Annotated in this window: 24 protein-coding genes; 9 read left to right on the top strand and 15 right to left on the bottom strand. The window is 66.2% G+C overall.

Going from position 1 to position 24,914, the window contains the following annotated elements:
- The first annotated feature begins 111 nt into the window (after nucleotides 1-111).
- Entirely contained in the window at nucleotides 112-417 is a 306-nt protein-coding gene (locus WFP78_RS04065) for a hypothetical protein (protein ID WP_336958977.1), read from the top strand.
- Between the two features lie 58 nt (nucleotides 418-475).
- On the opposite strand, the gene WFP78_RS04060 is transcribed toward WFP78_RS04065, so the two are convergent.
- On the bottom strand, nucleotides 476-1,108 hold the full coding sequence (locus tag WFP78_RS04060) for a response regulator transcription factor (protein ID WP_336958975.1): 633 nt from the start codon (nucleotides 1,106-1,108) through the stop codon (nucleotides 476-478).
- 44 nt (nucleotides 1,109-1,152) lie between these two features.
- Complete coding sequence (gene acs / locus WFP78_RS04055) at nucleotides 1,153-3,096, bottom strand: acetate--CoA ligase (RefSeq protein WP_336958973.1); 1,944 nt, start codon at nucleotides 3,094-3,096, stop codon at nucleotides 1,153-1,155.
- 177 nt (nucleotides 3,097-3,273) lie between these two features.
- Between acs and WFP78_RS04050 the strand changes: the two genes are divergently transcribed.
- From WFP78_RS04050 to WFP78_RS04035, 4 genes are all read left to right on the top strand, one after another.
- The gene (locus WFP78_RS04050; protein ID WP_336958971.1) at nucleotides 3,274-4,731 is read left to right on the top strand and encodes a DcaP family trimeric outer membrane transporter; all 1,458 of its coding nucleotides are present in this window, start codon (nucleotides 3,274-3,276) and stop codon (nucleotides 4,729-4,731) included.
- A 32-nt stretch (nucleotides 4,732-4,763) separates the two neighbouring features.
- Nucleotides 4,764-6,431, top strand: coding sequence for an MFS transporter (locus WFP78_RS04045; protein WP_336958969.1), 1,668 nt, complete (start codon nucleotides 4,764-4,766; stop codon nucleotides 6,429-6,431).
- A 184-nt stretch (nucleotides 6,432-6,615) separates the two neighbouring features.
- Entirely contained in the window at nucleotides 6,616-8,484 is a 1,869-nt protein-coding gene (locus WFP78_RS04040; protein ID WP_336958967.1) for an AMP-binding protein, read from the top strand.
- Between the two features lie 149 nt (nucleotides 8,485-8,633).
- Nucleotides 8,634-9,029 (top strand): globin domain-containing protein, encoded by a 396-nt coding sequence (locus WFP78_RS04035; RefSeq protein WP_336958965.1) that lies wholly within the window; start codon nucleotides 8,634-8,636, stop codon nucleotides 9,027-9,029.
- A 233-nt stretch (nucleotides 9,030-9,262) separates the two neighbouring features.
- On the opposite strand, the gene ccoS is transcribed toward WFP78_RS04035, so the two are convergent.
- The 12 genes from ccoS to WFP78_RS03975 form a co-directional block, all read right to left on the bottom strand.
- Nucleotides 9,263-9,427: a cbb3-type cytochrome oxidase assembly protein CcoS gene (gene ccoS, locus WFP78_RS04030; RefSeq protein ID WP_336958963.1), complete on the bottom strand. Its 165-nt coding sequence runs from the start codon at nucleotides 9,425-9,427 to the stop codon at nucleotides 9,263-9,265.
- Nucleotides 9,424-11,595 (bottom strand): heavy metal translocating P-type ATPase, encoded by a 2,172-nt coding sequence (locus WFP78_RS04025; protein WP_336959401.1) that lies wholly within the window; start codon nucleotides 11,593-11,595, stop codon nucleotides 9,424-9,426. The genes ccoS and WFP78_RS04025 overlap by 4 nt, the downstream gene beginning before the upstream one ends.
- Before the next feature lie 38 nt (nucleotides 11,596-11,633).
- On the bottom strand, nucleotides 11,634-12,131 hold the full coding sequence (locus tag WFP78_RS04020; RefSeq protein ID WP_336958961.1) for a FixH family protein: 498 nt from the start codon (nucleotides 12,129-12,131) through the stop codon (nucleotides 11,634-11,636).
- Complete coding sequence (ccoG, locus tag WFP78_RS04015) at nucleotides 12,128-13,564, bottom strand: cytochrome c oxidase accessory protein CcoG (RefSeq protein WP_336958958.1); 1,437 nt, start codon at nucleotides 13,562-13,564, stop codon at nucleotides 12,128-12,130. Before ccoG ends, WFP78_RS04020 begins: the two co-directional genes overlap by 4 nt.
- 138 nt (nucleotides 13,565-13,702) lie before the next feature.
- Nucleotides 13,703-14,650, bottom strand: coding sequence for a cytochrome-c oxidase, cbb3-type subunit III (gene ccoP / locus WFP78_RS04010; protein ID WP_336958956.1), 948 nt, complete (start codon nucleotides 14,648-14,650; stop codon nucleotides 13,703-13,705).
- Entirely contained in the window at nucleotides 14,643-14,819 is a 177-nt protein-coding gene (locus tag WFP78_RS04005) for a cbb3-type cytochrome c oxidase subunit 3 (protein ID WP_336958954.1), read from the bottom strand. The genes ccoP and WFP78_RS04005 overlap by 8 nt, the downstream gene beginning before the upstream one ends.
- Nucleotides 14,816-15,562 carry a cytochrome-c oxidase, cbb3-type subunit II gene (gene ccoO / locus WFP78_RS04000; protein WP_336958951.1) on the bottom strand — a complete coding sequence of 249 codons (747 nt, stop codon included), beginning with the start codon at nucleotides 15,560-15,562 and terminating at the stop codon, nucleotides 14,816-14,818. The genes WFP78_RS04005 and ccoO overlap by 4 nt, the downstream gene beginning before the upstream one ends.
- Nucleotides 15,563-15,629: 67 nt before the next feature.
- The gene (gene ccoN, locus WFP78_RS03995) at nucleotides 15,630-17,288 is read right to left on the bottom strand and encodes a cytochrome-c oxidase, cbb3-type subunit I (protein WP_336958948.1); all 1,659 of its coding nucleotides are present in this window, start codon (nucleotides 17,286-17,288) and stop codon (nucleotides 15,630-15,632) included.
- A 137-nt stretch (nucleotides 17,289-17,425) separates the two neighbouring features.
- A complete protein-coding gene (locus WFP78_RS03990) occupies nucleotides 17,426-18,211 on the bottom strand; it encodes a Crp/Fnr family transcriptional regulator (protein ID WP_336958946.1) in 786 nt (261 codons plus the stop codon).
- A gap of 76 nt (nucleotides 18,212-18,287) precedes the next feature.
- The gene (gene fixJ, locus WFP78_RS03985) at nucleotides 18,288-18,902 is read right to left on the bottom strand and encodes a response regulator FixJ (RefSeq protein ID WP_336958944.1); all 615 of its coding nucleotides are present in this window, start codon (nucleotides 18,900-18,902) and stop codon (nucleotides 18,288-18,290) included.
- A gap of 4 nt (nucleotides 18,903-18,906) precedes the next feature.
- Nucleotides 18,907-20,046: a sensor histidine kinase gene (locus tag WFP78_RS03980; RefSeq protein ID WP_336958940.1), complete on the bottom strand. Its 1,140-nt coding sequence runs from the start codon at nucleotides 20,044-20,046 to the stop codon at nucleotides 18,907-18,909.
- A gap of 20 nt (nucleotides 20,047-20,066) precedes the next feature.
- Entirely contained in the window at nucleotides 20,067-20,882 is an 816-nt protein-coding gene (locus WFP78_RS03975; RefSeq protein ID WP_336958938.1) for a universal stress protein, read from the bottom strand.
- Between the two features lie 179 nt (nucleotides 20,883-21,061).
- Between WFP78_RS03975 and WFP78_RS03970 the strand changes: the two genes are divergently transcribed.
- Together WFP78_RS03970 and WFP78_RS03965 are read left to right on the top strand one after the other, a co-directional pair.
- Nucleotides 21,062-21,364, top strand: coding sequence for a hypothetical protein (locus WFP78_RS03970; protein ID WP_336958936.1), 303 nt, complete (start codon nucleotides 21,062-21,064; stop codon nucleotides 21,362-21,364).
- A gap of 96 nt (nucleotides 21,365-21,460) precedes the next feature.
- Nucleotides 21,461-21,979 carry a GNAT family N-acetyltransferase gene (locus tag WFP78_RS03965; RefSeq protein ID WP_336958934.1) on the top strand — a complete coding sequence of 173 codons (519 nt, stop codon included), beginning with the start codon at nucleotides 21,461-21,463 and terminating at the stop codon, nucleotides 21,977-21,979.
- 445 nt (nucleotides 21,980-22,424) lie between these two features.
- Here WFP78_RS03965 and WFP78_RS03960 read toward each other — a convergent pair whose 3' ends face one another.
- Complete coding sequence (locus WFP78_RS03960; protein ID WP_336958932.1) at nucleotides 22,425-23,087, bottom strand: OmpW/AlkL family protein; 663 nt, start codon at nucleotides 23,085-23,087, stop codon at nucleotides 22,425-22,427.
- 137 nt (nucleotides 23,088-23,224) lie between these two features.
- On the opposite strand from WFP78_RS03960, the gene hemN reads away from it, so the two are divergent.
- Nucleotides 23,225-24,532, top strand: coding sequence for an oxygen-independent coproporphyrinogen III oxidase (gene hemN / locus WFP78_RS03955; RefSeq protein WP_336958930.1), 1,308 nt, complete (start codon nucleotides 23,225-23,227; stop codon nucleotides 24,530-24,532).
- Complete coding sequence (locus WFP78_RS03950) at nucleotides 24,522-24,761, top strand: hypothetical protein (RefSeq protein ID WP_336958928.1); 240 nt, start codon at nucleotides 24,522-24,524, stop codon at nucleotides 24,759-24,761. Before hemN ends, WFP78_RS03950 begins: the two co-directional genes overlap by 11 nt.
- Nucleotides 24,762-24,914 lie beyond the last annotated feature (153 nt).

Genomic DNA, 24,914 nt, shown 5'->3' with positions numbered 1-24,914 from the left:
CATCGCGCTGAACCAAAGCACCCGATTGCGTGCGCAATCTCTGGCGAAATCCAGCATTCTCAGGATGATGCCATGGTGGAAACCACCCCTTGATTGGCGTATGAGGCGGACGTGTCTCTGATGTATCTTGCTCTATGGATCATTTTGCCTCTGATCACGATCTGGGTAATCAATCGGGCTGTTTCGGAGAGCGATCGATCGAGGCTGATCGCGCTGATATTCTGGACCAGCGCCTTGCTGCCGGTGCTGGCGCTCATCGGGTGGTATGGGATGTGGTACGTGCCCTTCATGGTCCATGCCCGCACGTTACCTCCCCTCGATCCCAAATTTGTACCGATGCTTCTGGCCGTTGGCTTGCCTTTGAGCCTGATAACAGCGGCCATTGCCTATTGGGGTTCAAAGGGCAGGACCACATAGCCTGCCAAGGCCCGCAGATGGTCGAAACCGCCGAAGCCGGCCATCCGCCGCCGCCCGCTCAATGCGCCAGCCCCAGCCCCAATGCCCTTGCCGCCAGCGCCGCCTGCGTGCGGTTCTGCACGCCCAGCTTGGAGAGGATGACGGTCATATGCGCCTTGATGGTCGATTCCGCGACGCCCAGATCATAGGCGATCTGCTTGTTGAGCCGGCCGTTCAGCACGCCCAGCAGCACCCGAAGCTGGGTGGGCGTGAGCGTGGCGACCTTTTGCGCCATGTCGTCCACCTCGCCGCTGCTGGCAGGCGGCGGAGGCTGTGTGCCCGCAAGCGCGGCGGCGATGGCGGCCTCTATCGCCTGCAGGTCCTGATCCTTGCCGATGAAGCCGACCGCGCCGAAGCGTGAGGCTTCCGGCGCCGCCACCTGCGCCTCGGCGCTGGACACCACCAGTATGGGGACGGACGGCCGCTCGGCATGGAGCAGGGCGACGCCGGAATAGCCGACCGCGCCCGGCATCTTGAGGTCGAGCAGGATGAGGATCAGGTCGCTGGTGCGCGCGGCGGCGTCGATCGCGGCGTCCAGGGTCGCCACCTCGATCACCCGGCACTGCGGCGCGACTTCTCCCACCGCGAGGACCAGTGCCTGGCGGAACAACGGATGGTCGTCGGCGATCAGGATCGTTCCTGCGCTCGTCACCGTCTCCCCGCCATCATGTCCGCCTTGCCGTTATGGCTTGTTCTTTAGGCGGGCACGGGGCGGCTGTCCATCACCAGCCGCTCGACCACGGATGGATCGGCCAGCGTGCTGGTATCGCCCAGGCTGCTGGTGTCGCCTTCCGCGATCTTGCGCAGGATGCGGCGCATGATCTTGCCCGACCGGGTCTTGGGCAGGCCGGGCGCGAACTGGATGACGTCCGGCGTCGCGATCGGGCCGATTTCGTGGCGCACCCATTGGACCAGCGCCTTGCGCAGCTCCGCCGAGCCTTCCTCGCCCGCGTTCAGCGTCACATAGGCGTAGATGCCCTGGCCCTTGATCTCGTGCGGGAAGCCGACGACGGCGGCTTCGGCCACCTTGGCGTGGGCGACGAGCGCGCTTTCGACCTCGGCCGTGCCCATGCGATGGCCCGACACGTTGATCACGTCATCGACGCGGCCGGTGATCCAGTAATAGCCGTCCTCATCCCGCCGGCAGCCGTCGCCGGTGAAATAATAGCCCGGATAGGTCGAGAAATAGGTCTGGAAGAAACGCGCATGGTCGCCATAGACGGTGCGCATCTGCCCCGGCCAGCTCTTGGCGATGCACAGATTGCCGTCGGTCGCGCCTTCCAGCACCTTGCCGTCCGCGTCCACCAGCACCGGCTCCACGCCGAAAAAGGGATGGGTGGCGCTGCCGGGCTTGAGGTCGGTGACGCCGGGCAGCGGCGCGATCAGGATGCCGCCGGTCTCCGTCTGCCACCAGGTGTCGACAATCGGGCAGCGATGGTCGCCGACGACGCGGTGATACCATTCCCACGCCTCGGGATTGATCGGCTCGCCCACGCTGCCAAGGATACGCAGGGAAGAGCGCGATGCCGCCGTCACATACTCGTCGCCCTCGCGCATCAGCGCGCGCAGCGCCGTCGGCGCGGTGTAGAAGATCGCGACATTCCATTTGTCGCACACCTGCCAGAAGCGGCTGAAATCGGGATAATTGGGTACGCCTTCGAACATCAGCGTGGTCGCGCCGTTGGAAAGCGGGCCATAGACGACATAGCTGTGCCCCGTGACCCAGCCGATGTCGGCGGTGCACCAATAGACTTCGCCGGGGCGGTAATCGAACACATATTCATGCGTCATCGACGCCCACAGCAGATAGCCGCCGGTGCTGTGCAGCACGCCCTTGGGCGTGCCCGTGGAACCGGAGGTGTAGAGGATGAACAGCGGGTCTTCCGCGTTCATCTCCTCGGGCGGGCAATCGGCGGAGACCTTCTCGCGCTCGGCCGCATAGAGCTTGTCGCGGCCCGGCGTCATGGCGACGCCGCTGCCGGTGCGTTCCACCACCAGCACGGTTTCCACCGACGTGCAGCTCTTGAGCGCCTCATCGACATTGACCTTGAGCGGCACCTTCTTGCCGCCGCGCAGCCCCTCGTCCGCCGTCACGACCAGCCGCGAATCGCAATCCTTGATGCGGCTGGCGAGGCTGTCTGGCGAAAAGCCACCGAAGACGATGCTGTGGATGGCGCCGATGCGGGTGCAGGCCAGCATGGCGAAGGCCGCTTCCGGGATCATCGGCAGGTAGAGCGTCACGCGGTCGCCGCGCTGCACGCCATTGGCCTTCAGCACATTGGCGAAGCGGCTGACTTCCTCATGCAGCTGCGCATAGGTGATGACGCGGCTTTCGCCCGGGTCGTCGCCTTCCCAGATGATGGCGGGCTGGTCGCCGCGCGTCGCTAGATGGCGGTCGATGCAGTTGGCCGACACGTTGAGCGCGCCGTCGGCGAACCATTTGATGCCGAAATCGGCTTCCTCGAAGCTGCTTTCATTGGTCCGCGTGAACGGCTTCATCCAGTCCAGCCGCCGCGCCTCGCGTCGCCAGAAGCCATCGGCGTCCTCGGCCAGTTCGGCGCGCATCCGCTCGGCCGTCAACGGGTTGATGCGCGCACTGGCGCGAACCTCGGGGGAAACGGGATACAGGGTTTCGCTCATCAGGGCCTCTCCAGTCTTTTGGCCATCATAGATGCCGCCATGCTCATGCCGCACCCTCTACCAAAGTCGGAAGAGGGTGCCGACCTTCGTCGGGCTACTCCCATTGCGCCGCTTGGGAAATGATCAATTCGTACAAGAAGGCCGCCAAAATGAGTGGCCGTCAAGACGGAGAGGGTCATGCCCAACTTTGCCCGGTGCGCGCTGTTATTCTCTGGCGCCGCCACCGTGTCGCTGGCGGTGGGGATCGCCCCCGCCAGCGCCCAGAATGCCAGCACACGGAACACCCCCGCCGCTGCGGCGCGATCTGCGCGCGAAGCGGAGCTGGAGGCACGGCTCCAGCAACTGGAAGCCTCCGTCGCCGCGCTGCGCGGCGAGCTGGAGCAAAGCCGCCGCGATCAGGCGGCACAGGTCGCCGCCATCGCCGCCAGCCGCCCGTCGGGCGATGTCGAGACCCAGGTGCAGGCCACGCAGGCGCGCGTCGCCGCCCTTGAAGCGCGGCCCACGCCGCCGGCCGAAGGGTTCCGCGTCGGCGCCTCCACGGTCAAGCTGGGCGGTTTCGTGAAGGTCGTGGGCAGCGCCACACGCTATGACGACGGCGAAGTCGGGGTCGGGGCACTGGGCAAGGAATTCTACCTGCCCCAGCAGATTCCGGTTGGCGGCACGAGCAGCCGGGACGTGATGGGTCACGCCCGGCAGACACGCCTGTTCGTGGACACATCGACGCCTTTCGGGGCGAAGGAACTCAAGACCCATATCGAATTCGATTTCGGCCTGCTCGCGGCGCCGGCAGGGACGCAGCGTTCGACCAACCCCTATACACCGACCTTCCGCCGCGGCTTCATCAGCTATGGCAATTTCCTGGTCGGGCAGGAATGGTCGAACTTCCAGAACCCGGCGGTGCTGCCGGAAACGACCGACTTTGTGGGGCCGATGGAGGGCACGGTGTTCGCCCGCCAGATGATCGTCCAGTACAAGGTGCCGCTGGGCAAGGGGCTGGACCTGTTCGTCGCGGCGGAAAATCCGCAGACGGAGACGGTGACGACCACGTCCGCCGCGCTGGTCGACAATGATCATGACCGCTTGCCCGATGTCACCGCCAAGCTCGCCTATAAGGGGCCGGTCGGCGAATTCACCCTGGCGGGCATCGCGCGCGAGCTGTCGGTGCGCACGGGCGCCGTCACCGACACGGCATTTGGCTGGGGCGTCAGCGCGGCCGGCCGCATTCCCTTCGGCCCGGAAAAGCGGCACGACCTGCGCTTCATGGCCACCTATGGCCAGGGCATCGGCCGCTATCTGAGCCTGGGTTATGTGTCGGACAGCGTCTATGACGTGGCGCCGGGCAGCCAGATGGGCGTGAGCGACAATTTCGCGGCCTTTGCGGCGCTCAAGATCGGCTGGAGCGCCACCGTCCGCTCGACCGTGATGGCGGGCTATCAGGATGCGCGCTATCCCGGCGGCATGATCGTGCCGGCGCTGGCGAACAAGGCGGCCTATTCGATGGCGGGCAACCTGTTCTGGTCGCCGGTCAAGGGCTTCGACCTGGGCGTCGAATATCGCCATGCGCAGCGCGAGACGGCGGATGGCGAGAAGGGGCAGATGGACCGCTTCGAGCTTGCGGCGAAATATGGCTTCTGAGGAAGTCGGCAATAGGAATGAGGAGAGGGCGAATGGCAACGATAATCGACGACCTGCCTAAGCATCACGCGGCGACCCAGAGCGAAAAGCTGGTGATCGCCGCGTCATCGCTGGGCACCGTGTTCGAATGGTATGATTTCTACCTGTACGGCCTGCTGGCCACCTATATCTCCGCCCAGTTCTTTTCGGGCGTGAACGAGACGACGGGCTTCATCTTCGCGCTGGCGGCGTTCGCGGCGGGCTTTGCCGTCCGGCCCTTCGGCGCCATCGTCTTCGGGCGGATCGGCGACCTTGTCGGGCGCAAGAACACCTTCCTCGTCACCATGGGCATCATGGGCCTGTCGACCTTCGCGGTCGGCCTGCTCCCCAGCTATGCCTCGATCGGCGTGGCCGCGCCCATCATCCTGGTCATCATGCGTCTGGCGCAAGGGCTGGCGCTGGGCGGCGAATATGGCGGCGCGGCCACCTATGTCGCCGAACATGCGCCGGAGGGGAAGCGCGGGCTCTATACCAGCTGGATTCAGACGACGGCGACCTTCGGCCTGTTCGCGGCGCTGCTGGTCGTCATCGGCTTCCGCTTCCTGCTGGGCGAGGAGACGTTTGCCGCTTGGGGCTGGCGCCTGCCGTTCCTGATCTCCATCGTCCTGCTGGGCGTGTCGATGTGGATTCGCCTGCAGCTCAACGAAAGCCCGGTCTTCCAGAAGATGAAGGACGAGGGCAAGACGTCGAAGGCGCCGCTGACCGAAGCCTTCGGCCAGTGGAAGAACCTGCGCTGGGTGATCATCGCGCTGCTGGGTGCGGTCGCGGGGCAGGCGGTGGTCTGGTATGCGGGGCAATTCTATGCGCTGTTCTTCCTTGAAAAGACGCTGAAGGTGGATGGCGCGACGACCAACATCCTGATCGCCATCGCGCTGGCGCTGGCCACACCGTTCTTCGTCTTCTTCGGCTGGCTCTCCGACAAGATCGGGCGCAAGCCGATCATCCTGACCGGTTGCGCGCTGGCGGCGCTTACCTATTTCCCGCTGTTCGGGGCGCTGACCGACGCCGCGAACCCGGCGCTGGCCCATGCCCAGGCGGCATCGCCCGTCACCATCGTGGCCAACCAGAATGAGTGCTCGTTCCAGTTCGACCCGGTCGGCAAGAACAAGTTCGATGCTTCGAGCTGCGACATCGCCAAGGCCTATATGGCGAAGACCGGCATCAGCTATGCCAATGTCGAGGCCCCGGCGGGCGCCCCGGCACAGGTCAGGGTGGGCAGCACCACCTTCGCCGCGCCCAACCCGGCCACCTTGGCCGGCGAGGAGAAGAAGGTGGCGATCACAGCCTTTCAGGACAGCCTGAAAGCGGGCCTCGCCGATGCGGGCTACCCCGCAAAGGCCGACCCGGCGCAGGTCAACAAGCCGATGGTCATCGCCATCCTGTGGGCGCTCGCCATGCTGGTGACGATGGTTTACGGCCCGATCGCGGCGCTGCTGGTCGAACTCTTCCCCAGCCGCATCCGCTACACCTCCATGTCGCTGCCCTATCATATCGGCAATGGCTGGTTCGGCGGCTTCCTGCCGACCACGGCCTTCGCCATGGTCGCGGCGACGGGCAACATCTATTACGGCCTCTGGTATCCGGTGGTGGTCGCGGCGGCGACAGTCGTCATCGGCCTGCTGTTCCTGCCGGAGACGTTCCGGCGCAACATCGACGCGTAACACCCTCTCGCGTCGATGCAGGGAGCGGCGGCAGCGATGTCGCCGCTCTTTTGCTGTCGGGCGGGGACGCAACCCTTGTGGAAATCCCTGACCGACCATGGTCGAATTGCAACGGGCGCGGCGCCGGAGCAGACTGGTTTCGAGAGCCGTACCGCTTGCATACGGCCGTCCATAGGAGTGTGTGATGTCGCAGCGATATGTCGGGGCCTATGAGCGCAGCATGGCCGATCCTGACGGTTTCTGGCTGGAGGCGGCGCAGGCGCTCGACTGGACCGCTGCCCCCGCGACCGGATGGACGGCGGATGCGGGCTGGTTTGCCGATGGCACGCTCAATAGCTGTCACAACGCCGTCGACCGCCATGTCGCGGCCGGGCGCGGCGACCAGCCGGCCATCGTCTACGAAAGCCCGGTGACGGGCACCCGCCAGAGCTTCACCTATGCGCAGTTGCAGGACGAGGTCGCACGGACCGCCGGCATGCTGGCGGGGCTTGGCGTGGAGAAAGGCGACCGGGTCGTCATCTACATGCCGATGATCCCGCAGACCGCCTTTGCCATGCTGGCCTGCGCGCGGATCGGCGCCATCCATTCGGTCGTGTTCGGCGGCTTTGCCGCGCCCGAACTGGCCAAGCGCATCGACGACGCCAGGCCGAAGCTGCTGCTCACCGCCTCCTGCGGGATCGAGGGGCAGAAGGTCGTGCCGTACAAGCCGCTGGTCGATCATGCGCTGGAGCTTGCCACCCATGCCGTATCGCATGTCGTGCTGTTCCAGCGCCCGCAGGTCACGGCGCCGATGAAGGAGGGCCGCGATCTCGACTGGAGCACGCTGCGCGCCGCCGCGCAGCCGGTGCCCTGCGTGCCGGTCGCCGCGACCGATCCGCTCTACATCCTCTATACCTCCGGCACCACGGGCACGCCCAAGGGCGTGGTGCGCGAAAATGGCGGCCACGCCGTCGCGCTCGCATGGAGCATGACGCATATCTATGGCGTGAAGCCGGGCGATGTCTTCTGGGCGGCGTCCGACGTGGGCTGGGTCGTGGGCCACAGCTATATCGTCTACGGCCCGCTGATCGCCGGGGCGACGACCGTGCTGTTCGAGGGCAAGCCCGTCGGCACGCCGGACGCCGGCACCTTCTGGCGCAGCATCGATGAACTGGGCGTCGACATCTTCTTCACCGCGCCCACCGCCATTCGCGCGATCCGCAAGGAAGACCCGGAGGCGACCTTCATCGGCGCCATCGGCACCGGCAGGCTGCGCGCCATGTTCCTGGCGGGCGAGCGGGCGGACCCGGACACGATCCACTGGGCGGAAGAAAAGCTGAAGCTGCCGGTGATCGACCATTGGTGGCAGACGGAGCTGGGCTGGCCGGCGATCGCGACCTGCTTCGGCCTTGGCGACACGCGGCGGCAGGCGGGCAGCGCGGGCTTCCCCGTGCCGGGCTATGCCTTTGCCGTGGTGGACGAAGGCGGCGTGCCGGTGGCGCAGGGCGAGACGGGCAATGTCGTGATGAAGATGCCCCTGCCGCCGGGCTGCTACACCAGCCTGTGGAACAATCCGCAGACCTACGCCAAATCCTTCGCGACCTTCCCCGGCCATTATGAAACGGGGGACGCCGGCCATATCGATGCCGACGGCTTCGTGAACATCATGGGGCGGACGGACGACATCATCAACGTCGCCGGCCATCGCCTCTCGACCGGGCAGATGGAGCAGATCGTCGCGCGCCACCCCGCCATCGCCGAATGCGCGGTGATCGGCGTGGACGATGTGCTCAAGGGCATGATCCCCATGGCCTTCGCCGTCGCCAAGACGGGGCAGGCGGATGCGCCGGGATTGGGCCGGGAGATCATCGCCAGCGTGCGCGACGAACTGGGGCCGGTGGCCGCGCTCAAGCATGTGCATATCGTGGAGGCGCTGCCCAAGACCCGGTCGGGCAAGATCCTGCGCGCGGCGCTGCGCCGGGTGGCCGCCGGCGAGGTGATCGACATGCCGCCGACCATCGAGAACCCCGACGCGCTGACGCGGATCACGGCGCTGTTCCAGCCCGTTTCCTGAAGGACATCGGCATGATCGGCGGGAGGGGTGGAAGCGGGGCGATCCCGTCCGCCCCCCCCGTCATGCTTTGATCCTGGTCAATGCAGGGATGAGGGGCGGGCGGCACCCTGATCGCCCCGCCTTTTTCGATCCACGGAGCATCCACGTCCATGAACGCCACCACAGCCCTCACGCCCTATGACGCGATCGGTGGAGAGGCGGCCGTGGTGGCGATCGTCAGCCGTTTCTACGACATCATGGACCGCGACCCCGCCTATGCGCGCCTGCGGACGCTGCACGCGGCCGACCTGGCGCCGGTGCGCAACGGGCTGGCGCGCTTCATCGCCGGATGGCTGGGCGGCCCGCGCGACTGGTTCGACCGGGGCCAATGCGTGATGTCGATCCACCGCGCCTTTCACATCGACACCGTGCTCGCCGCCCAATGGTCCGAAGCGATGAGCCGCGCGATTGCGGGGCAGGACGGGATCACGTCCGAACTGCAGGCAAAGCTGGTCGACGCGCTGGGGCACATGGCCCGCGCCATGGTGAGCCCGCTTACGGATTGAGGGGGGATGGGGTGGGAATCATCCTTTCGTCATCCCCGTGCAGGCGGGAATGACGAAATTGGGGTGGAAAGCGGACGTTCATTTTTCGTCATGCTGAACGTGTTTCAGCATCCATCGCGCCACACACGCCTTCGCTCAATTCGGAGAAATAGACCCTGAAACACGTTCAGGGTGACGATGACTAGACGTCCGCCTCTGGCCGCAAGCCGCCATCGCTTTTATCAACGCTCGCCTCAATCCTGCACCGGTCCCTCCGGCTTGTCTTCGTCGATCAGGATGCGCAACGCCGCGCCTTCCATGTCGTCGAACTGCCCGGCCCGCAGCGCCCAGAAAAAGGCGGCGAGGCCGAGCAGGCCGAGGCTGAGCGCGATGGGGATGAGGAAGGTGAGGCCCGTCATTTCGCGGCACTCCGAAGGCGCAGGGCGTTGGCGACGACGATCAGCGACGATCCCGACATGGCGAGCGCGGCGACCAGCGGTGTCACCAGCCCGCCCAGCGCCAGCGGCACGGCCAGCACATTATAGCCGATGGCGAGCGCGAAATTCTGCCTCACGACACGCAGCGTCCGCCGCGCCGCGCGGATGGCGGCGGGGACGGGGGAGAGGCTGTCGCCCAGGAACACCGCGTCGGCGGCCAGCTGGCTGACGTCGCTGGCCGAGGAGGGCGCCATGCTGGCATGGCCGGCGGCCAGCGCCGGGCCGTCGTTCAGGCCGTCGCCCACCATCAGCACGGTCTCGCCGCCGCTCGACAGGCGTTCGATCAGCGCCAGCTTGTCCTGCGGATGCATGTTGCCGGTGGCGAGCAGGCGCGTCGCCTGCGCCACGGGGAGCAGCGCTTCGGGCCGGTCGCCGCTGGCGATCATCGCCTTGATACCCATGGCCTTGAGTTGTGCGACCGCTTCAGGCGCGTCGGCGCGCAGGGTGTCCTCGAAGGTCAGCAGCAAGGGCGTCGAGCCTTCATGCGCGAATTCGGCGCACAGGCCCGGCCAGGCGACGGTGCCGGCCGGCCGGCCCAGCCGCACCCAGCTGCGGTTCCAGCACGCCTCGACGCCGCTGCCCGGCTTTTCGACAATGTCCTTGATCGGGGCGGGCCGGACGCCGCGGGCCTGCAGCGTGCGGGTGAGCGCGGCGCTCAGCGGATGGCGGCTGGCCTGGGCGAGGGCGAGCACGATGGCGGCATCCTGTTCGCACAGCACGTCCAGATTGTCGGGTTCGGGGCGGCCAAGCGTCAGCGTGCCGGTCTTGTCGAAGACGATGGTACTGGTTTCGGCGAAGCGCTCCAGCGCGGAGCCGTCCTTCACCAGCACGCCGCGCCGCATCAGCGCGCCGCACGCCACCACCTGCGCGGCGGGCACGGCCAGGCCAAGCGCGCAGGGGCAGGTGATGAGCAGCACGGCGGTCGCGATCAGCAGCGATTGATGGACACCCGCGCCCGCGATCATCCAGCCCACGAAGCCGAGCGCCGCGAGCGTGTGGACGGCGGGCGCATAGAGGCGCGCGGCGCGGTCGGCGATGCGGACATAGCGGGACTTGCCCTGGCCCGCTTCCTCCATCATCCGGGCGATGTCGGCGATCAGCGTATCGCGCCCCGCCGCCGTCACGCGGACGGTCAGCGGGGCGTCGATGTTGAGCGCGCCGGCATGCACCGTCGCGCCCGGTGCGACCCGCTGGGGCAGGGATTCGCCGGTGAGGAAAGACAGGTCGATGCTGCTGTCGCCGGTCAGGATCGTGCCATCGGCGGCGAAGCGCTCGCCCGCCGCGACCTGCATCTCCATGCCGGGGCACAGGCCGCGCGCTTCCACCCAGCGGCGATGGCCAGTCTCGATCAACCCGGCCTCGATCAACCCGGCCTCTACGACCCACGCGCCGGGCGCGGTCTGCTTGAGCAGGGCGGCAACGCCGTCGCGGGCCTTGCTGCGCATCGCGCCGTCCATCCAGCGGCCGGCGAGCAGGAAGAACAGCAGCATCACCGCGCCGTCGAACCAGGCATGATGGCCGCCGGTGACGGTTTCATACAGGCTCATGCCCGTCGCCAGCAGCACGCCGATGCTGATCGGCACGTCCATGTTCGTGCGCCCCTGCCGCAGCGCGGCGAAGGCGGAGCGGAAGAAGGTCTGGCCGGCATAGGCGACGGTCGGCAGGGCGATCAGCGCCGAGAGCCAGTGGAACAGCTCCCGCGTCGCCCCCGCCGCGCCGGACCAGATCGCGACCGACAGCAGCATGATGTTCATCGCGGCAAAGCCCGCGACCGCGAGCGCGCGCAGCAGCTTGCGGTTTTCGGCAATGCCGGCGTCGATGCCGGGATCGGCCAGCAGCTCCGCCTCGAACCCGATGCCGGCGATCGCCGATTTCAGATCGGGAACGATCATTGCCGGATCATGGTCGATCGACACTCGCCTGGCGGAAAAGTTGACGCGGGCGGAGGCGATTCCCGGCACGCCGGCAAGGCCCTTTTCCAGCTTGGCGATGCAGCCCGCGCAATGCAGGCCGGGCACCGCGAATTCGCTGTGGGCAAGCGCGGCGGCGGGGCGGTTTGCCGGGGCTGAAGCGGGTAGGGCGGCGGGCATGGCGGCGGCGGGGCCTGCCGGTTCGAGCACGGTGGCCATCAGCGAACATCCTCTATCAAGCGCTTGTCATGGCCCTGCGCCGTCATCTGCCAGTGGACGGTCCACCGGCCGGCGGGCAGCGGCGTGGTCGCGCGGTAGGTGCCGGGCGCGACAGCGACGAAGCGCAGCGGAATGTCGTCGGCCCGGCCGAGCGGGTGGATGGCCGTGGCAACGACGGTCGCGCCAAGGATCGGCGCGCCCCCGGCATCGTCCAGGGTCAGGCGCAGATGGCCGTCATCCCCGCGCACGATCTGCTGTTTCCAGCCCAGCGCGTCCTGCGCGCGCGCCTGTTTCAGCCAGCCGTTGAATTCCTGGCTGGCGACATAGCTGTTGTCGACCACCGTGCCGCCGAACGTGCCCACCGCGACCGTCGCCATATAGATGTTGACCGCGATCACGACGCCGAAAAAGGCGACGAAGATGCCCAGCACATGCCAGCCCTTCATGCGAAAGGCTTTCGGCGTCTGTCCGTCGGTCGCATGGGGTGCCTGGGTCATGGTGTCGGCCTTTCGAAGCTGGCGTGTTCGCTGTCGTTGCCGCCCTCTTTGTCCTGGGCGCGGACGGTGAAGCTGAAGTCCTGCCGATGCTCGCCGGCAGCGGGCGCGGCGACGAAGACGCGCAGCTTGGCGACGCTGTCGGCGGGCACGGTGGTGGTGAGCATGGGCGTTGCGCCTTCGCGCGTGCCTTCGTCGGTCCACATCCGCGCGCCCGGCAGGCCGGCGATGCCGACCGCCATCGGGCGCGGTCGCGCCTCCATGTTGCGCAGCTTCACCGTATAGGCGTTGCGGATATCGCCATCGGAGAGGCGCACGAAGATCGGGTTCCTGTCCTGCTGGGCGGCGATGTCGATGCGGGTGCGCGAGCCGAGGGCAAACAGCATCGCAAGGCCGATGGCGCTCCAGATGCCGAGATAGACAAGCGTGCGGACATGCAGCAGCGAACGGATGAGGGGGCGGGGGGGCTTGCCGGCCATCTCCGCCTTCGCGTCATCCTCCGTGCAATAGTCGATCAGGCCGCGCGGACGGCCGACCTGCGTCATCACCTTGTCGCACGCGTCGATGCACAGCGCGCAGGTGATGCAGCCGATCTGCGGCCCTTCGCGGATGTCGATGCCGGTGGGGCACACGGCGACGCACTGGTTGCAATCGACGCAGTCGCCATATGCGCCGGGATGGGCTTCCGCCCGCTTCAGGCTGCCGCGCTTCTCCCCGCGCCAGTGCTTGTAGGTGACGATCAGCGACTTCTCGTCCAGCATCGCGGTCTGGATACGCGGCCAGGGGCACATATAGATGCACACCTGTTCCCGCATGAAACCGCCCAACAGGAAGGTCGTGGCGGTCAGCAAGGCCACGGTGCCATAGGCGACGGGCGCGGCATGGCCGGTCCAGAATTCATGTTGGAGCGTCGGCGCGTCGGCGAAATAGAAAATCCATGCGCCGCCGGTCGCAAAGGCGATCAGCAGCCAGACCGCCCATTTGAAGAGCCGCCGGGCGATCTTCGCCGGTCCCCAGGGTGCCTTGGCCAAGCGAATCTGGGCATTGCGGTCGCCGTCGATAAAGCGTTCGACATGCTGGTAAAGGTCGGTCCACACCGTCTGCGGGCAGGCATAGCCGCACCAGGCGCGGCCCACGGCCGATGTGACGAGGAACAGGCCGATGCCCGCCATGATGAGCAGGCCGGCGACATAATAGAATTCCTGCGGCCAGATCTCGATCGAGAACATGTAGAAGCGGCGATGGGCAAGGTCGATCAGCACCGCCTGATCGGAGGCATAGGGCCCGCGATCCCACCTGATCCACGGCGTCACCCAGTAGATGGCGAGCGTCACCGCCATGATCGCCCATTTCAGGCGACGGAAGAACCCGTCGACCGCCTTGGGGTACACGCCCTTGCGCTTTTCGTAGAGGGAGGCGGTGGTGGGGGCGTTCATGGACGCGATCCTGCTTTTTGTGTTCCGTTCGTCCCCGGATCGAGTCCGAGCCCGTCGAAGCGCCGTCCTTCCCGCCGCACGGTGGCCAACAGGAAAGGACGGGGCTTCGACAGGCTCAGCCCGAACGGATGGGAGGGCTCAGGGCTGCGCATTGCCCGCTGCTCCCGACGCATTGGCCGTATCCGCCGCCGCTACCGCCACCGGCGTCGTCTCACCGCCGCCCAGGCTGTGGACAAAGGTCGCCAGCATGCGGATGGTCGCGGTGTCGAGCTTGTCGTTCCAGCGCGGCATCACGCCCTGGCGGCTGTTCCACACGGTCTGGTGGATGGTCTCCGCGTCGCCGCCATACAGCCAGATGCCGTCCGTCAGGTTGGGCGCGCCGACAGTGCGGCCACCCCGGCCCTGCGGGCCATGGCACACGGCGCAATTGTCGGCGAAGACCTTTGCCCCGCGCCGGGCGGCGGCGGTCGCGCCGTCCTGATGGCTGATGGCGCGGACATAGGCGACGACATCGTTCACCTGGTCGGGCTGCAGCAGCTGGTCGCGGCCGAAGGCGGGCATCATCGACATGCGGGTCTGCGCATGGTCGGGGTTGCGGATGCCATGGGTGATCGTGGTCTCGATGGTCTTGAGGTCGCCGCCCCACAGCCAGTCGTCGTCGTTCAGGTTGGGATAGCCCTTGGACCCTGCCGCGCCCGACCCGTGGCACTGCACGCAATGCACCTTGAAGGTCGCGCGTCCGCCCTCGATCGCGGCCTGCATCAGCTGAGGATTGCCGGGCAGGGCGGTGATGTCGGTGGCGGCGATGGCCTTGCGGATCGGCGCCATGCGCGCGTCCTGCGCGGCCAGTTCCTTGTCCAGCGAGCCCCGGCTCGACCAGCCGAGCATGCCGCGCGTATAGTCATGCACCATGGGGATCGCCGGATAGGCGACGACATAACCGATCGCGAAGACGATCGTGGCGTAGAATGTCCACAGCCACCAGCGGGGCAGCGGCGTGTCGAGTTCCTCGATGCCGTCCCATTCATGGCCCATGGTGGAGGTGCCGGTGGCTTCGTCCACCTTCTTCTTGGTCGGATCAGCCATGTTCGGCCTCCCTGTTCTCATGATCGGTGTCGAAGATCATCGTCGCGGCGCTGCCGCTGCGATGCCGGGCGCCGGGGCGGAAATGCCAGCCGACGAGGATCGCGTAGGAAACGCCCATGAAGACGAGGCCCCAGCTGTCGGCGAAATGCCTGAGCGCGTCGTAGCTCATTGCGGCTTCTCCTGCGCGGCGGCGGCGTTGGTATCGACCAGCGTGCCCAGCATCTGGAGATAGGCGACAAGCGCATCCATCTCGGTCAGCTTGCCCGGATCGCCGTCGAAATCGCGGACCTGCGCCTTGGGATAGCGCTTGATCAGCGCGGCCGTGTCGGCGGTCGGGTCGGCCTGCGCCTTCAGGTCGTCATTGGCCGCGGCGATCGCTTCCTTGCTGTAGGGCACGCCGACATCGGTGAGCGCGGTCAGATGCTGCGTCATGTCGCCCGCCTTCAGCTCGCGCTCGGCCAGGAAGGGATAGGTCGGCATGATCGATTCGGGCACCACCGCGCGCGGGTCCTTCAGATGCTGGACATGCCATTCATCCGAATATTTGCCGCCCACGCGGGCCAGGTCCGGCCCGGTGCGCTTGGACCCCCATTGGAAGGGATGGTCGTACATGCTCTCGGCCGCCAGGCTGTAATGGCCGTAGCGTTCCGTCTCGTCGCGGAAGGGGCGGATCATCTGGCTGTGGCAGTTGTAGCAGCCCTCGCGGATGTAGATGTTCCGGCCCGCCAGTTCGAGCGGGGTGTAGGGGCGCATGCCCTCCACCTTCTCGATCGTGCTGTCGATCCAGAACAGCGGCGCGATCTCCACGATGCCGCCGATGGCGACGGTGACGAGCGCGGCGATGCCGAGCAGCGAGATGTTCCGCTCCAGCCTGCCATGGTCGAAGAACTTGCCCTTTGATTGTTCTGTCATTGTCTGGTCCTCGAAAGGAAGCCCACCGTCCGTCCGGGCCGGGCGGCCCGAACGGAGGAGAGGCAGGTCATGCAGGCTGGGCTGCCAGGAGGGGACGGTCGGCGGCCGTGTCATGGGCGGTCTCGCGCATCGGCTTTTCCTCGCGCAGCCTGCCGGCGATGGTCATGCCGATGTTGATCGCCATGATGATCGCGCCGGAGAGGTAGAGCAGGCCACCGGCCGCGCGGATCAGGTACATCGGGAACATCGCGCTCACGACTTCGGAGAAGGCGTAGACGAGGTAGCCGTCGCTCCCATATTCCCGCCACATCAGGCCCTGCATGATACCCGCGACCCACATGGCGGCGGCATAGAGCACGATGCCGATGGTCGCGCACCAGAAGTGCCAGTTCACCATCCGCAGCGAGTAGAGCCGCTGGCGGTTCCACAGGCGCGGGGTCATGTAATAGAGGCAGGCGAAGGTGATCATGCCGTTCCAGCCCAGCGCGCCGGAGTGGACGTGGCCGATGGTCCAGTCGGTATAGTGCGACAGGCTGTTGACCGACTTGATCGACATCATCGGCCCTTCGAAGGTGCTCATGCCGTAGAAGGCCAGCGCCATCACCATCATGCGGATGATCGGATCGGTGCGGATCTTGTCCCATGCGCCGTTCAGCGTCATCAGGCCGTTGATCATGCCGCCCCAGCTGGGCATCCACAGCATGATCGAGAAGACCATGCCCAGCGTCTGCGCCCAGTCGGGCAGCGCGGTATAGTGCAGATGGTGCGGACCCGCCCAGATGTAGAGGAAGATCAGCGACCAGAAGTGGATGATCGACAGGCGATAGCTGTAGACCGGCCGTTCCGCCTGCTTGGGCACGAAATAATACATCATCGCCAGGAAGCCGGCGGTCAGGAAGAAGCCCACCGCATTATGGCCGTACCACCATTGGGTCAGCGCATCCTGCACGCCGGCAAAGGCGCTGTAGCTTTTCGACCCCAGGAAGCTGACCGGCACCGACAGGTTGTTGACGATGTGCAGCATCGCGATGGTCAGGATGAAGCTGAGGTAGAACCAGTTGGCCACATAGATATGCGGCTCGCTACGCTTCAGGATGGTGCCGCCGAAGACGACAAGATAGGCGACCCAGACGATCGTCAGCCACAGGTCGACATACCATTCGGGCTCGGCATATTCGCGGCCCTCGGTGATGCCCATCAGATAGCCGGTGGCGGCCAGCACGATGAACAGCTGATAGCCCCAGAAGACGAACCGGGCGAGCGCCGGGAAGGCGAGCCGCGCGCGGCAGGTGCGCTGCACGACGTAGAAGCTGGTCGCGATCAGCGCATTGCCGCCAAAGGCGAAGATCACCGCCGATGTGTGCAGCGGGCGCAGGCGGCCGAAGCTGGTATATTCAAAGCCCAGGTTCAGCGCCGGATAGGCGAGCTGGAGGGCGATGTAGAGGCCGGCAAGGAAACCCGCCAATCCCCAGAAGACGGTCGCGATCACGCCCCAGCGGATCGGATCGTCATCATATTCGCCCTGATTGGACGGCATCTTCAATATACCGCGGGCGATGCCCAGATAGTCGGCGCCGCGCATGGTCACGATCGCGACGAGCAGCGCAGCCACTGTGACGATCCCCATATGCACGGCAAAACCGCTGTCGACGGCGAACAGGGCGGCCATGAAGGCCGCCGTCGCCAGGGCGAACCATCCGCCCGACTTCATCACCAGCTTTTCCATAAATGTCCCCGCTTTGGCCTTTGCGGCGGGTCATGCTGTACCCGCCCGGTCATGGCATTGACCTCTGTCAAAAGCGGCGGAGCGGGTCTTTACGGAATTGTCCCTAATCCCTTGGTGTTGAGTATAAGTGTTTGGAATCAGGCGCCTTCGGCCAGGTTTTCCAGCCGATTCAGGTCACGGATCTCCACGCCGCGGCGGCCGCTCAGGGCGATCACGCCGGTGCGGGCCAGCTGCGTCATCTGGCGCGAGACCGTCTCGATCGTCAGGCCGAGCACATCGGCCATCTGCTGGCGGGACAGGGGCAGGTCGAAATGCCGGCGGCCCTCTTCGTCCTGGTCGCCGGCCATGCGCCGGGCGATGTCCTGCAGGAAGGTCGCGACCTTCTCCTGCGCGCTCTTGCGGCCCAGCAGCAGCATCCAGCTGCGCGCCCGGTCCAGCTCGTCCAGCGTGCGCTGCAGCAGCCGGTGTTCCAGGTCGGGATGCTCGCGGGCAAAGCCGTCGAACGCGCCGCGCGTGAACAGGCAGAGCCGCGCATCGGTCAGCGCCGTCACGCTGTGCGGCGTGGTGCGGCCGAAGGGACGGCCGATGAAATCGGAAGGGTAGACGACGCCGACGATCTGCTCGCGCCCGTCGCCCGTGGCGGTGGAGAGCTTCAGCGTGCCTTCGATGACATTGGCGACGACCGTGGAATCATCGCCTTCCCACATCACCGTCTGCCCGGCCTGCAGTGTGACGCGGCGGCCGATACGGTTCATCGCGGCGATCTCCTCGCTGTCCAGCGTGGCGCAGATGGCGCGGGTGCGCACGGCGCAGCGTTCGCACGCGTTCTGGCTCGGTGCGGGCGTGCGGCACATGTCCGCGGCGTCGCAGGACGCGGGGCTGGGCGCGGGCGCGTTTTGCGCCATGTCAAAATGCATGTCCATGGTCGCTGCTTGGCGCGATGCTGCGTCGCAACCTATCCGTAATAGTCCCTACCGGCGCGCGCGCGTCGCCCGCGGCTCATTCCATGCCGGACTGGAAGGCGATGCGCAGCGCTTCGGCAAGGCTGCGGACCTCCAGCTTGGTCATCAGGTTGGCGCGGTGGATTTCCACCGTGCGCGGGCTGATGCCAAGATCATAGGCGATGGTCTTGTTGGGCAGGCCCTTGACCAGGCCCTGCAGCACTTCGCGTTCGCGCTCGGTCAGCACGTTCAGCCGGTCGCGCGCTTCCTCGGCGCGGGCGCCCACGCCGCGCTGGGCAAAGGCTTGCTGCGTCGCGGCCTCGATACAGGCGAGCAGCGCGGCTTTTTCAAACGGCTTCTCGATGAAATCGCTGGCGCCCGCCTTCATCGCCGCGACCGCCATGTCGACGTCGCCATGGCCGGTCATGATGACGACCGGGATCATGATGCCCCTGGCGCGCAGTTGCGCCTGGACCTCCAGCCCGTCGATATCGGGCATCCGCACGTCCAGCAGGACACAGCCGGGCTCAAGTTCCGCGGCTTCCTTCAGGAAGCTGGTGCCGCCATCGTAGAGGCGGACGGCATAGCCGCTGGTCTTGAGCAGGAAGCTCAACGACCGGCGGATCGCCTCATCGTCATCGACGACATGAATGGTGCCCTTGTTGTCGCTCATGCTGTTACTCGGCATTGTCTATGGTGAAATGGAATGCGGTGCCGCCCCATTGCGATGGCTCGGCCCAGATGCGGCCGCCATGCCCCTCCACGATGGTCTGGCTGATCGAAAGGCCCACGCCCATGCCGGTGGCCTTGGTCGTACTGAACGGGGTGAAGAGCCGCCGTGAAATATCCGGGTCCAGGCCCGGCCCGCTGTCGGCGACGGTCACCTCCACGCGACCGTCCTCGGTCCTGTTGGCGGAGATGCGCAGGATGCGCACCGACCGGCCCGCCATCGCCTCCACCGCATTGCGGACAAGGTTGATGATGACCTGTTGCATCTGCACCCGGTTGACCATCACCATGCCGATGGCGGCATCGACATGGATGTCCATGTCGATGCCCCGGCTTTCGATGCTGATGAAGGCCAGCGCCGCGCCCTCCGACAACAGGCTGCGCAACGGTTCGGGCTGCCGGTCCGGCTCGCCCCGGCGGATGAATTCGCGCAAGGAGCGGATGATCTCCCCCGCGCGCAGCGCCTGTCCGGCGCTTTCGTCCATCGCTTCGGCCAGGAGGTCGCGGTCGACCGGCCCATCCTGCGCGAGCAGGTCGCGCGCCGCCTCCATATAATTGGCGATGGCGGTCAGCGGCTGGTTCAGCTCATGGGCGAGCGCCGAGGCCAGCGTGCCCATGGCGGTGACGCGCGTGGTATGGGCCAGCTCCGCCTGCAGGTCCTGCAGGCGCCGTTCGGTGCGCTGCCGCTCGGTCAGGTCGCGGATGAAGCCGGTGAAGAAGCGCCGGCCATGGTCATGCACTTCACCGACCGAAAGCTCGATGGGAAAGGTGGAGCCATCGCGCCGCCGCGCCGTGGTCAGCCGGCCGATGCCGATGATGCGCCGCTCGCCGGTGTCCAGATAATGGCTGATATAGCCGTCATGCCGCTCGCGATCGGGCGAAGGCATGAGCATCGAGATATTCTCGCCCACCACTTCGCTTTCGGCATAGGAGAACATCCGTTCCGCCGCCGCGCTGAACGACACGATCGTGGCCCGTTCGTCGATGACGATCAGCGCATCCGGAACGGTCGCCAGAATGGAGCCGAGCACGGCCTGTTCAAGCGTACCGGGCTCGGCTTCAGGTTGCTGGACTTCATGTTCGGCCATGCCCCGACCATGGCGGTATTTTAATGCGCCAGCAAGAGGGGAACCCGTGCCGCGCCAAGGAGATAGCGGGTCACGCCGCCGAACATCGTCTCGCGCAGGCGGCTGTGGCCAAAGGCGCCCATGACGATCCAGTCCGCCGCCAGTTCGTTGATCGCATTGGCAAGCGCTTCCTCGATCGTCCGGTCCTTGCGCGGCCATTCATGCAGTTCGGAATGGATGCCGTGGCGCGACAGATATTCCGACGCATCGGTCGCCGGGAAATCGCGCTTGCCCGGCTCCTCGACGGTCACGATATGCACCTGTTCGGCGACCTTGAGCAGCGGCACCGCGGCGCTGAGCGCGATGGCTGCCTCATGCGATCCGTCCCAGGCGATCACGGCGTGACCGGCGCAGTTGAACGCCGCCACGTCATGGGGCACGGCCAGCACCGGATGGCGGCTGCTGACGGCCAGATCGGCGACGATGGAGAGGGGGCCGTCATCGGCCCGGCGCCCGGCGGGCGGCAGGGTGACGACGACGACGTCGGCAAGGCGCGAGGCATGGAGCAGGCAGCGCACGACGTCTCCGTCCATGTGCCGCCAGTCCCACGACACGCCCTCGCGGGTCAGCCGGGTCTCGATCTCCGTCCGCTCCTTCGCCTCCTGCTCGCGAATATAGGCGATGTCCGCCGGCAACACATAGGAGCCGCCGAACATATCCATCGCGACATAGTCCTGGATCGGCGTCACCTGAAGGCAGCTGATGTGGCCTCCGGTCGCACGGGCGATGTCGAACGCGGCCTGCAGGCGGCTTTCCTGGGCGGTGTCGTCGTGGATGTGCAACAGGATGGTCTTCATGGCGTGGCTCTCCCGGGCCGGGCGAAATTGCTCTTCCAGGGGCTACAACCTCGCCGATCTGCACTCCATCCGGGATTGTCCGTATTTCTCTTTACGCGGGAAATCGCGATCTCTCATCGATGATGTGGAAGACGATAAGGCTTGAACTTGCCCGTACGGCTGATTTCCCCAGGGGGTCCGTGGCGCGCAGCTATGTGCTGCGCCTGCCGCTGCAGAAGGACGGGATGATTGACGAAGCGGCGCTGTGCCGCAATCCGGAACTGGCGACCGTGCGTCGTTTCTGGCCCAATGAGCCGGACCGGCATGGCTATGTGACGCATACGCCGCAGGGCTTGGGCTTTGCGACGGTGCCCGATGTGCCGCCCCATCCCGTGCCGCGCCAGCCGATCCGCCGGGGGGCCGTGCTGATGCTGACGGAGCCGGGCGGCCATGTCATGCCCTATGAGGTGAAGGAGTGCATCGGCGCCCCGAACGAGCTTTGACCCCGGTTTACGGAACACTACGGATGGCCGTGCATGGCCGCAAAAGGCATCAGGCCGCCAGCGCCCATATCGGGTGAAATGCAGGAGCTGCTAGCCATGGACTCTTCCGCCACCACGCTTGAAACCCTCGAAACCCGCACCGGATTCCGCTTCCTGGTCCGTCCGGTCGTGGAGGCCGACGCCCAGCCCCTCGCGCATTTCTTCGCGTCGGTTTCCGATGACGACCGCCGTTTCCGCTTCCTCAGCTCCGCCCCGGCGGTGACGAGCGCGCAACTGCACGACATGACCCATTGCGACCATCATCATCGCGAGAATTTCCTGGCCTTCGCACCGGACAGCAACGAGATCATCGCGGCGGGCACGCTGGCCGCCGACGCCAGCCTCGACGTCGGCGAGGTCGCCATTTCGATCCGCTCGGGCTTCAAGGGGCGCGGCATCGGCTGGACGCTGCTGCAATATCTGGCCGATCAGGCGAAGGCCCGCGGTGTGAAGCGGCTCCAGTCCATCGAGAGCCGGCAGAACCATGCCGCGATCGACCTGGAACGCGAACAGGGCTTCGTGGCGCGCGAGCTGGAAGGCGATCCCTCGCTGATGCTGCTCGAACGCACGCTCTGAGGCCGGCGCAAGCGACCAAGGGGCGGCTCCGACGGATGGTCGGGGCCGCCCTTTTTTTGTGGCGTATTTGTCATGGGTGGAATGTGGCCACATTTTCGCTGCCGTCATGCCGGGCTTGACCCGGTATCCATTGGCTCACCGCTTGCGCGTCAAGGGAAGGTTGAGGCTCATGGGTCCCGGATCAAGTCCGGGATGACGGCTAGGGGGTGGTTGGCGGACATTCATTTTTCGTCATGCTGAACGTGTTTCAGCATCCATCGCGCCACACACGCCTTCGCTCAATTCGGAGAAATGGACCCTGAAACACGTTCAGGGTGACGATGACTAGGCGTCCGCCTCTGGTCGAAATCAGCCATTCAATCCTCAATCCTCTTGAACAGCACCGGACATGACAAAAGGGGCGGGCCTTGCGGTCCGCCCCTCATGCCTTGCCCCTCCCGGGAAATCAGAAGCGCATGCCGACGCCCACGCCGAAGACCAGCGGGTCGAGGTTGACCTTGACGCGCTGCACGCCCGCCGCGGTGGTGTTGAGGCGCGTCGTGGTGTCGATGTCGATATATTTGACGTCGAGGTTCAGGAACATCTTGTCGTTGAGGTCGATGTCCACGCCCGCCTGCGCGGCCCAGCCGAAGCTGTCGGACATATGCACCTTCGTCTTGCCGACGGCGGCTTCCAGCCCGCTCGATGCATTTTCGGAATAGAACAGCGTATAGTTGACGCCAGCGCCGACATAGGGGCGGATCTTGCCCTCCACGATCGGGTGATATTGCACGGTCAGCGTCGGCGGCAGCACCCAGGTGGAGGCGAGCTTGCCGATGCTGCCGGTGGTGCCCGTGCGTCCGCTCGCCGTATGCTTGGTAGTCGCCGCGATCAGCTCGAAGCCGATATGATCGGTCGCCATATAGGTGACGTCGATTTCCGGCATGATCGAATTGTCGACCTTCACCTTCTCACCGGGGAAGGCGGGCAGCACGCTGCCGCTCTTTTCGTTCGGCGCCACCATGATGCCGCGCAGGCGTACCAGCACATCGCCCTGCTTGGCCTGTGCCGGGGCGGCGAAGCCTGCCGCGACGGCGGCCGTGGCCAGCAATATCATCTTCATTTTCATGGGTTTTCTCCATCCCTTTTCATGAACTTGTGGGATGGCGTGTGCGCTTGCGGCGCGGCGCGGTCATTGATCCTGCGCAAGCGATTATTTGACCTGCCTCAATGCCGGGCGGCCGCGCCTGTGGGATGGTGCAGGATATGAGGCATTATTATCCCGATCTGCTGGAAGCGTCGGTTCCGCGCTACACCAGCTACCCGACGGCCGCGCAGTTTTCCGAGGATGTCGGCGCGCAGGCGCTGGCCGGGCGGCTGGAGGAGATCGCGGCGGACACCGACCTGTCGCTTTATCTGCACATCCCCTATTGCCACGACATTTGCTGGTATTGCGGGTGCAACACCGGGGCGGCGGGGCGCGCGAGCCGCCTGTCCGCCTATGTCGAGGCGCTGGAGCAGGAGATCGCGCTGGTCGCCGCGCGATTGAATGGACGCGGGGTTGTACGGCATATCGCCTTTGGCGGGGGCAGCCCCAACGCGCTGCCGCTGGTCGATTTCGTGCGGATCTTCCAGCAGCTGACCTTGTGCTTTGCCATTCGCGACGCGGAAATCTCGGTGGAGATCGACCCGCGCCGCTTCGACCGCCAATGGGTGGCCGCCATGGGATCGCTGGGCGTGCGGCGGGTCAATCTGGGCGTGCAGACCTTTGCCCCGCATGTGCAGCAGCGCATCGGCCGGGTGCAGCCGCGCGAGATGGTGGAGGCGGTGGTGAAGGGCCTGCAGGCGCAGGGCATCGCCGTGGGGTTCGACCTGATGTACGGCCTGCCGGGCCAGAGCGTCGATGATCTGGACGATACGCTCGCCGCCGCCATCGCCATGCGGCCCGCGCGCATCGCGCTGTTCGGCTATGCCCATATGCCGCGCCTGCTGCCGCGCCAGCGCCGCATCGATGCCGGGGAACTGCCCGCCAGCCCGCAGCGCTTCGACATGGCGGCGCTGGGCTATGACCGGCTGACGGCGGCGGGCTATCGCGCCATCGGCTTCGATCATTTCGCGCTGCCCGGCGATTCGCTCGCCCTCGCGGCGGAGCGGGGCGTGCTGCGCCGGAATTTCCAGGGCTTCACGGATGATACCAGCGATCATCTGATCGGCCTTGGCACCAGCGCGATCAGCATGTTTCCCGACCTGATCGTGCAGAATGAAAAGAATGCCGGCGCCTATCGCGCGCGGGTGGCGCGGGGTGAGCTGGCGGCGGTGCGCGGCGTGTGGCGGACCGAGGCGGATCGCGCGCGCGGCCGCATCATCGAGGATATCCTCTGCCGGGGCACGGCGGAGACAATGGGCACCGCGCCGGTCTCCGGCCTCGACCGCTTCACCGAGCGCGGCCTTGCCGAGCGGACCGAGAGCGGGCTGCGGCTGCTGCCCGGCGGCCTACCCTATGCGCGGGCCATCGCCTCGGCCTTCGACAGCTATCTGAAGCCCGCCGAGGCGCGGTTCAGCAATGCCATTTAGGGCCATCCCGTCCAGGGTCGCGGCCGTGCTTGGCCTGATGGCCGCCGCGACCATGGGCAATGCCGCGCCCATGCCGGCATCGCATGGCCTGCGCGTGCAGCTATGCGGCGGCGGCACCGTGGAACTGCCCGTGCCGGGGCGCAAGGACGACCGCCAGGACCGCCCGATGGGCTGCCATGCGCTGTGCGAACATCGCCGTGGCCTGCGCCGGGGTTGCGGCCCGGCGTGACGGCCTGCTTCAGGGCATGCTCTTTTTTTCCGCATTTCCCGAGGCGTCAGGTGAGGCCACCTGACTTAAAAATGCCCTAGGCAGCGTGGACAAATTCAGAGTTATGCCGTCATCAGGAAAGAGCTATCTGCCGGTCGGTTGAATCAGGTTGTC

Source organism: Sphingobium aquiterrae (assembly GCF_037154135.1).
GTDB classification, from domain to species: domain Bacteria; phylum Pseudomonadota; class Alphaproteobacteria; order Sphingomonadales; family Sphingomonadaceae; genus Sphingobium; species Sphingobium aquiterrae.
The sequence above is the reverse complement of the archived record's forward strand: the minus strand, read 5'-3'. Positions and strand labels throughout refer to the sequence as shown.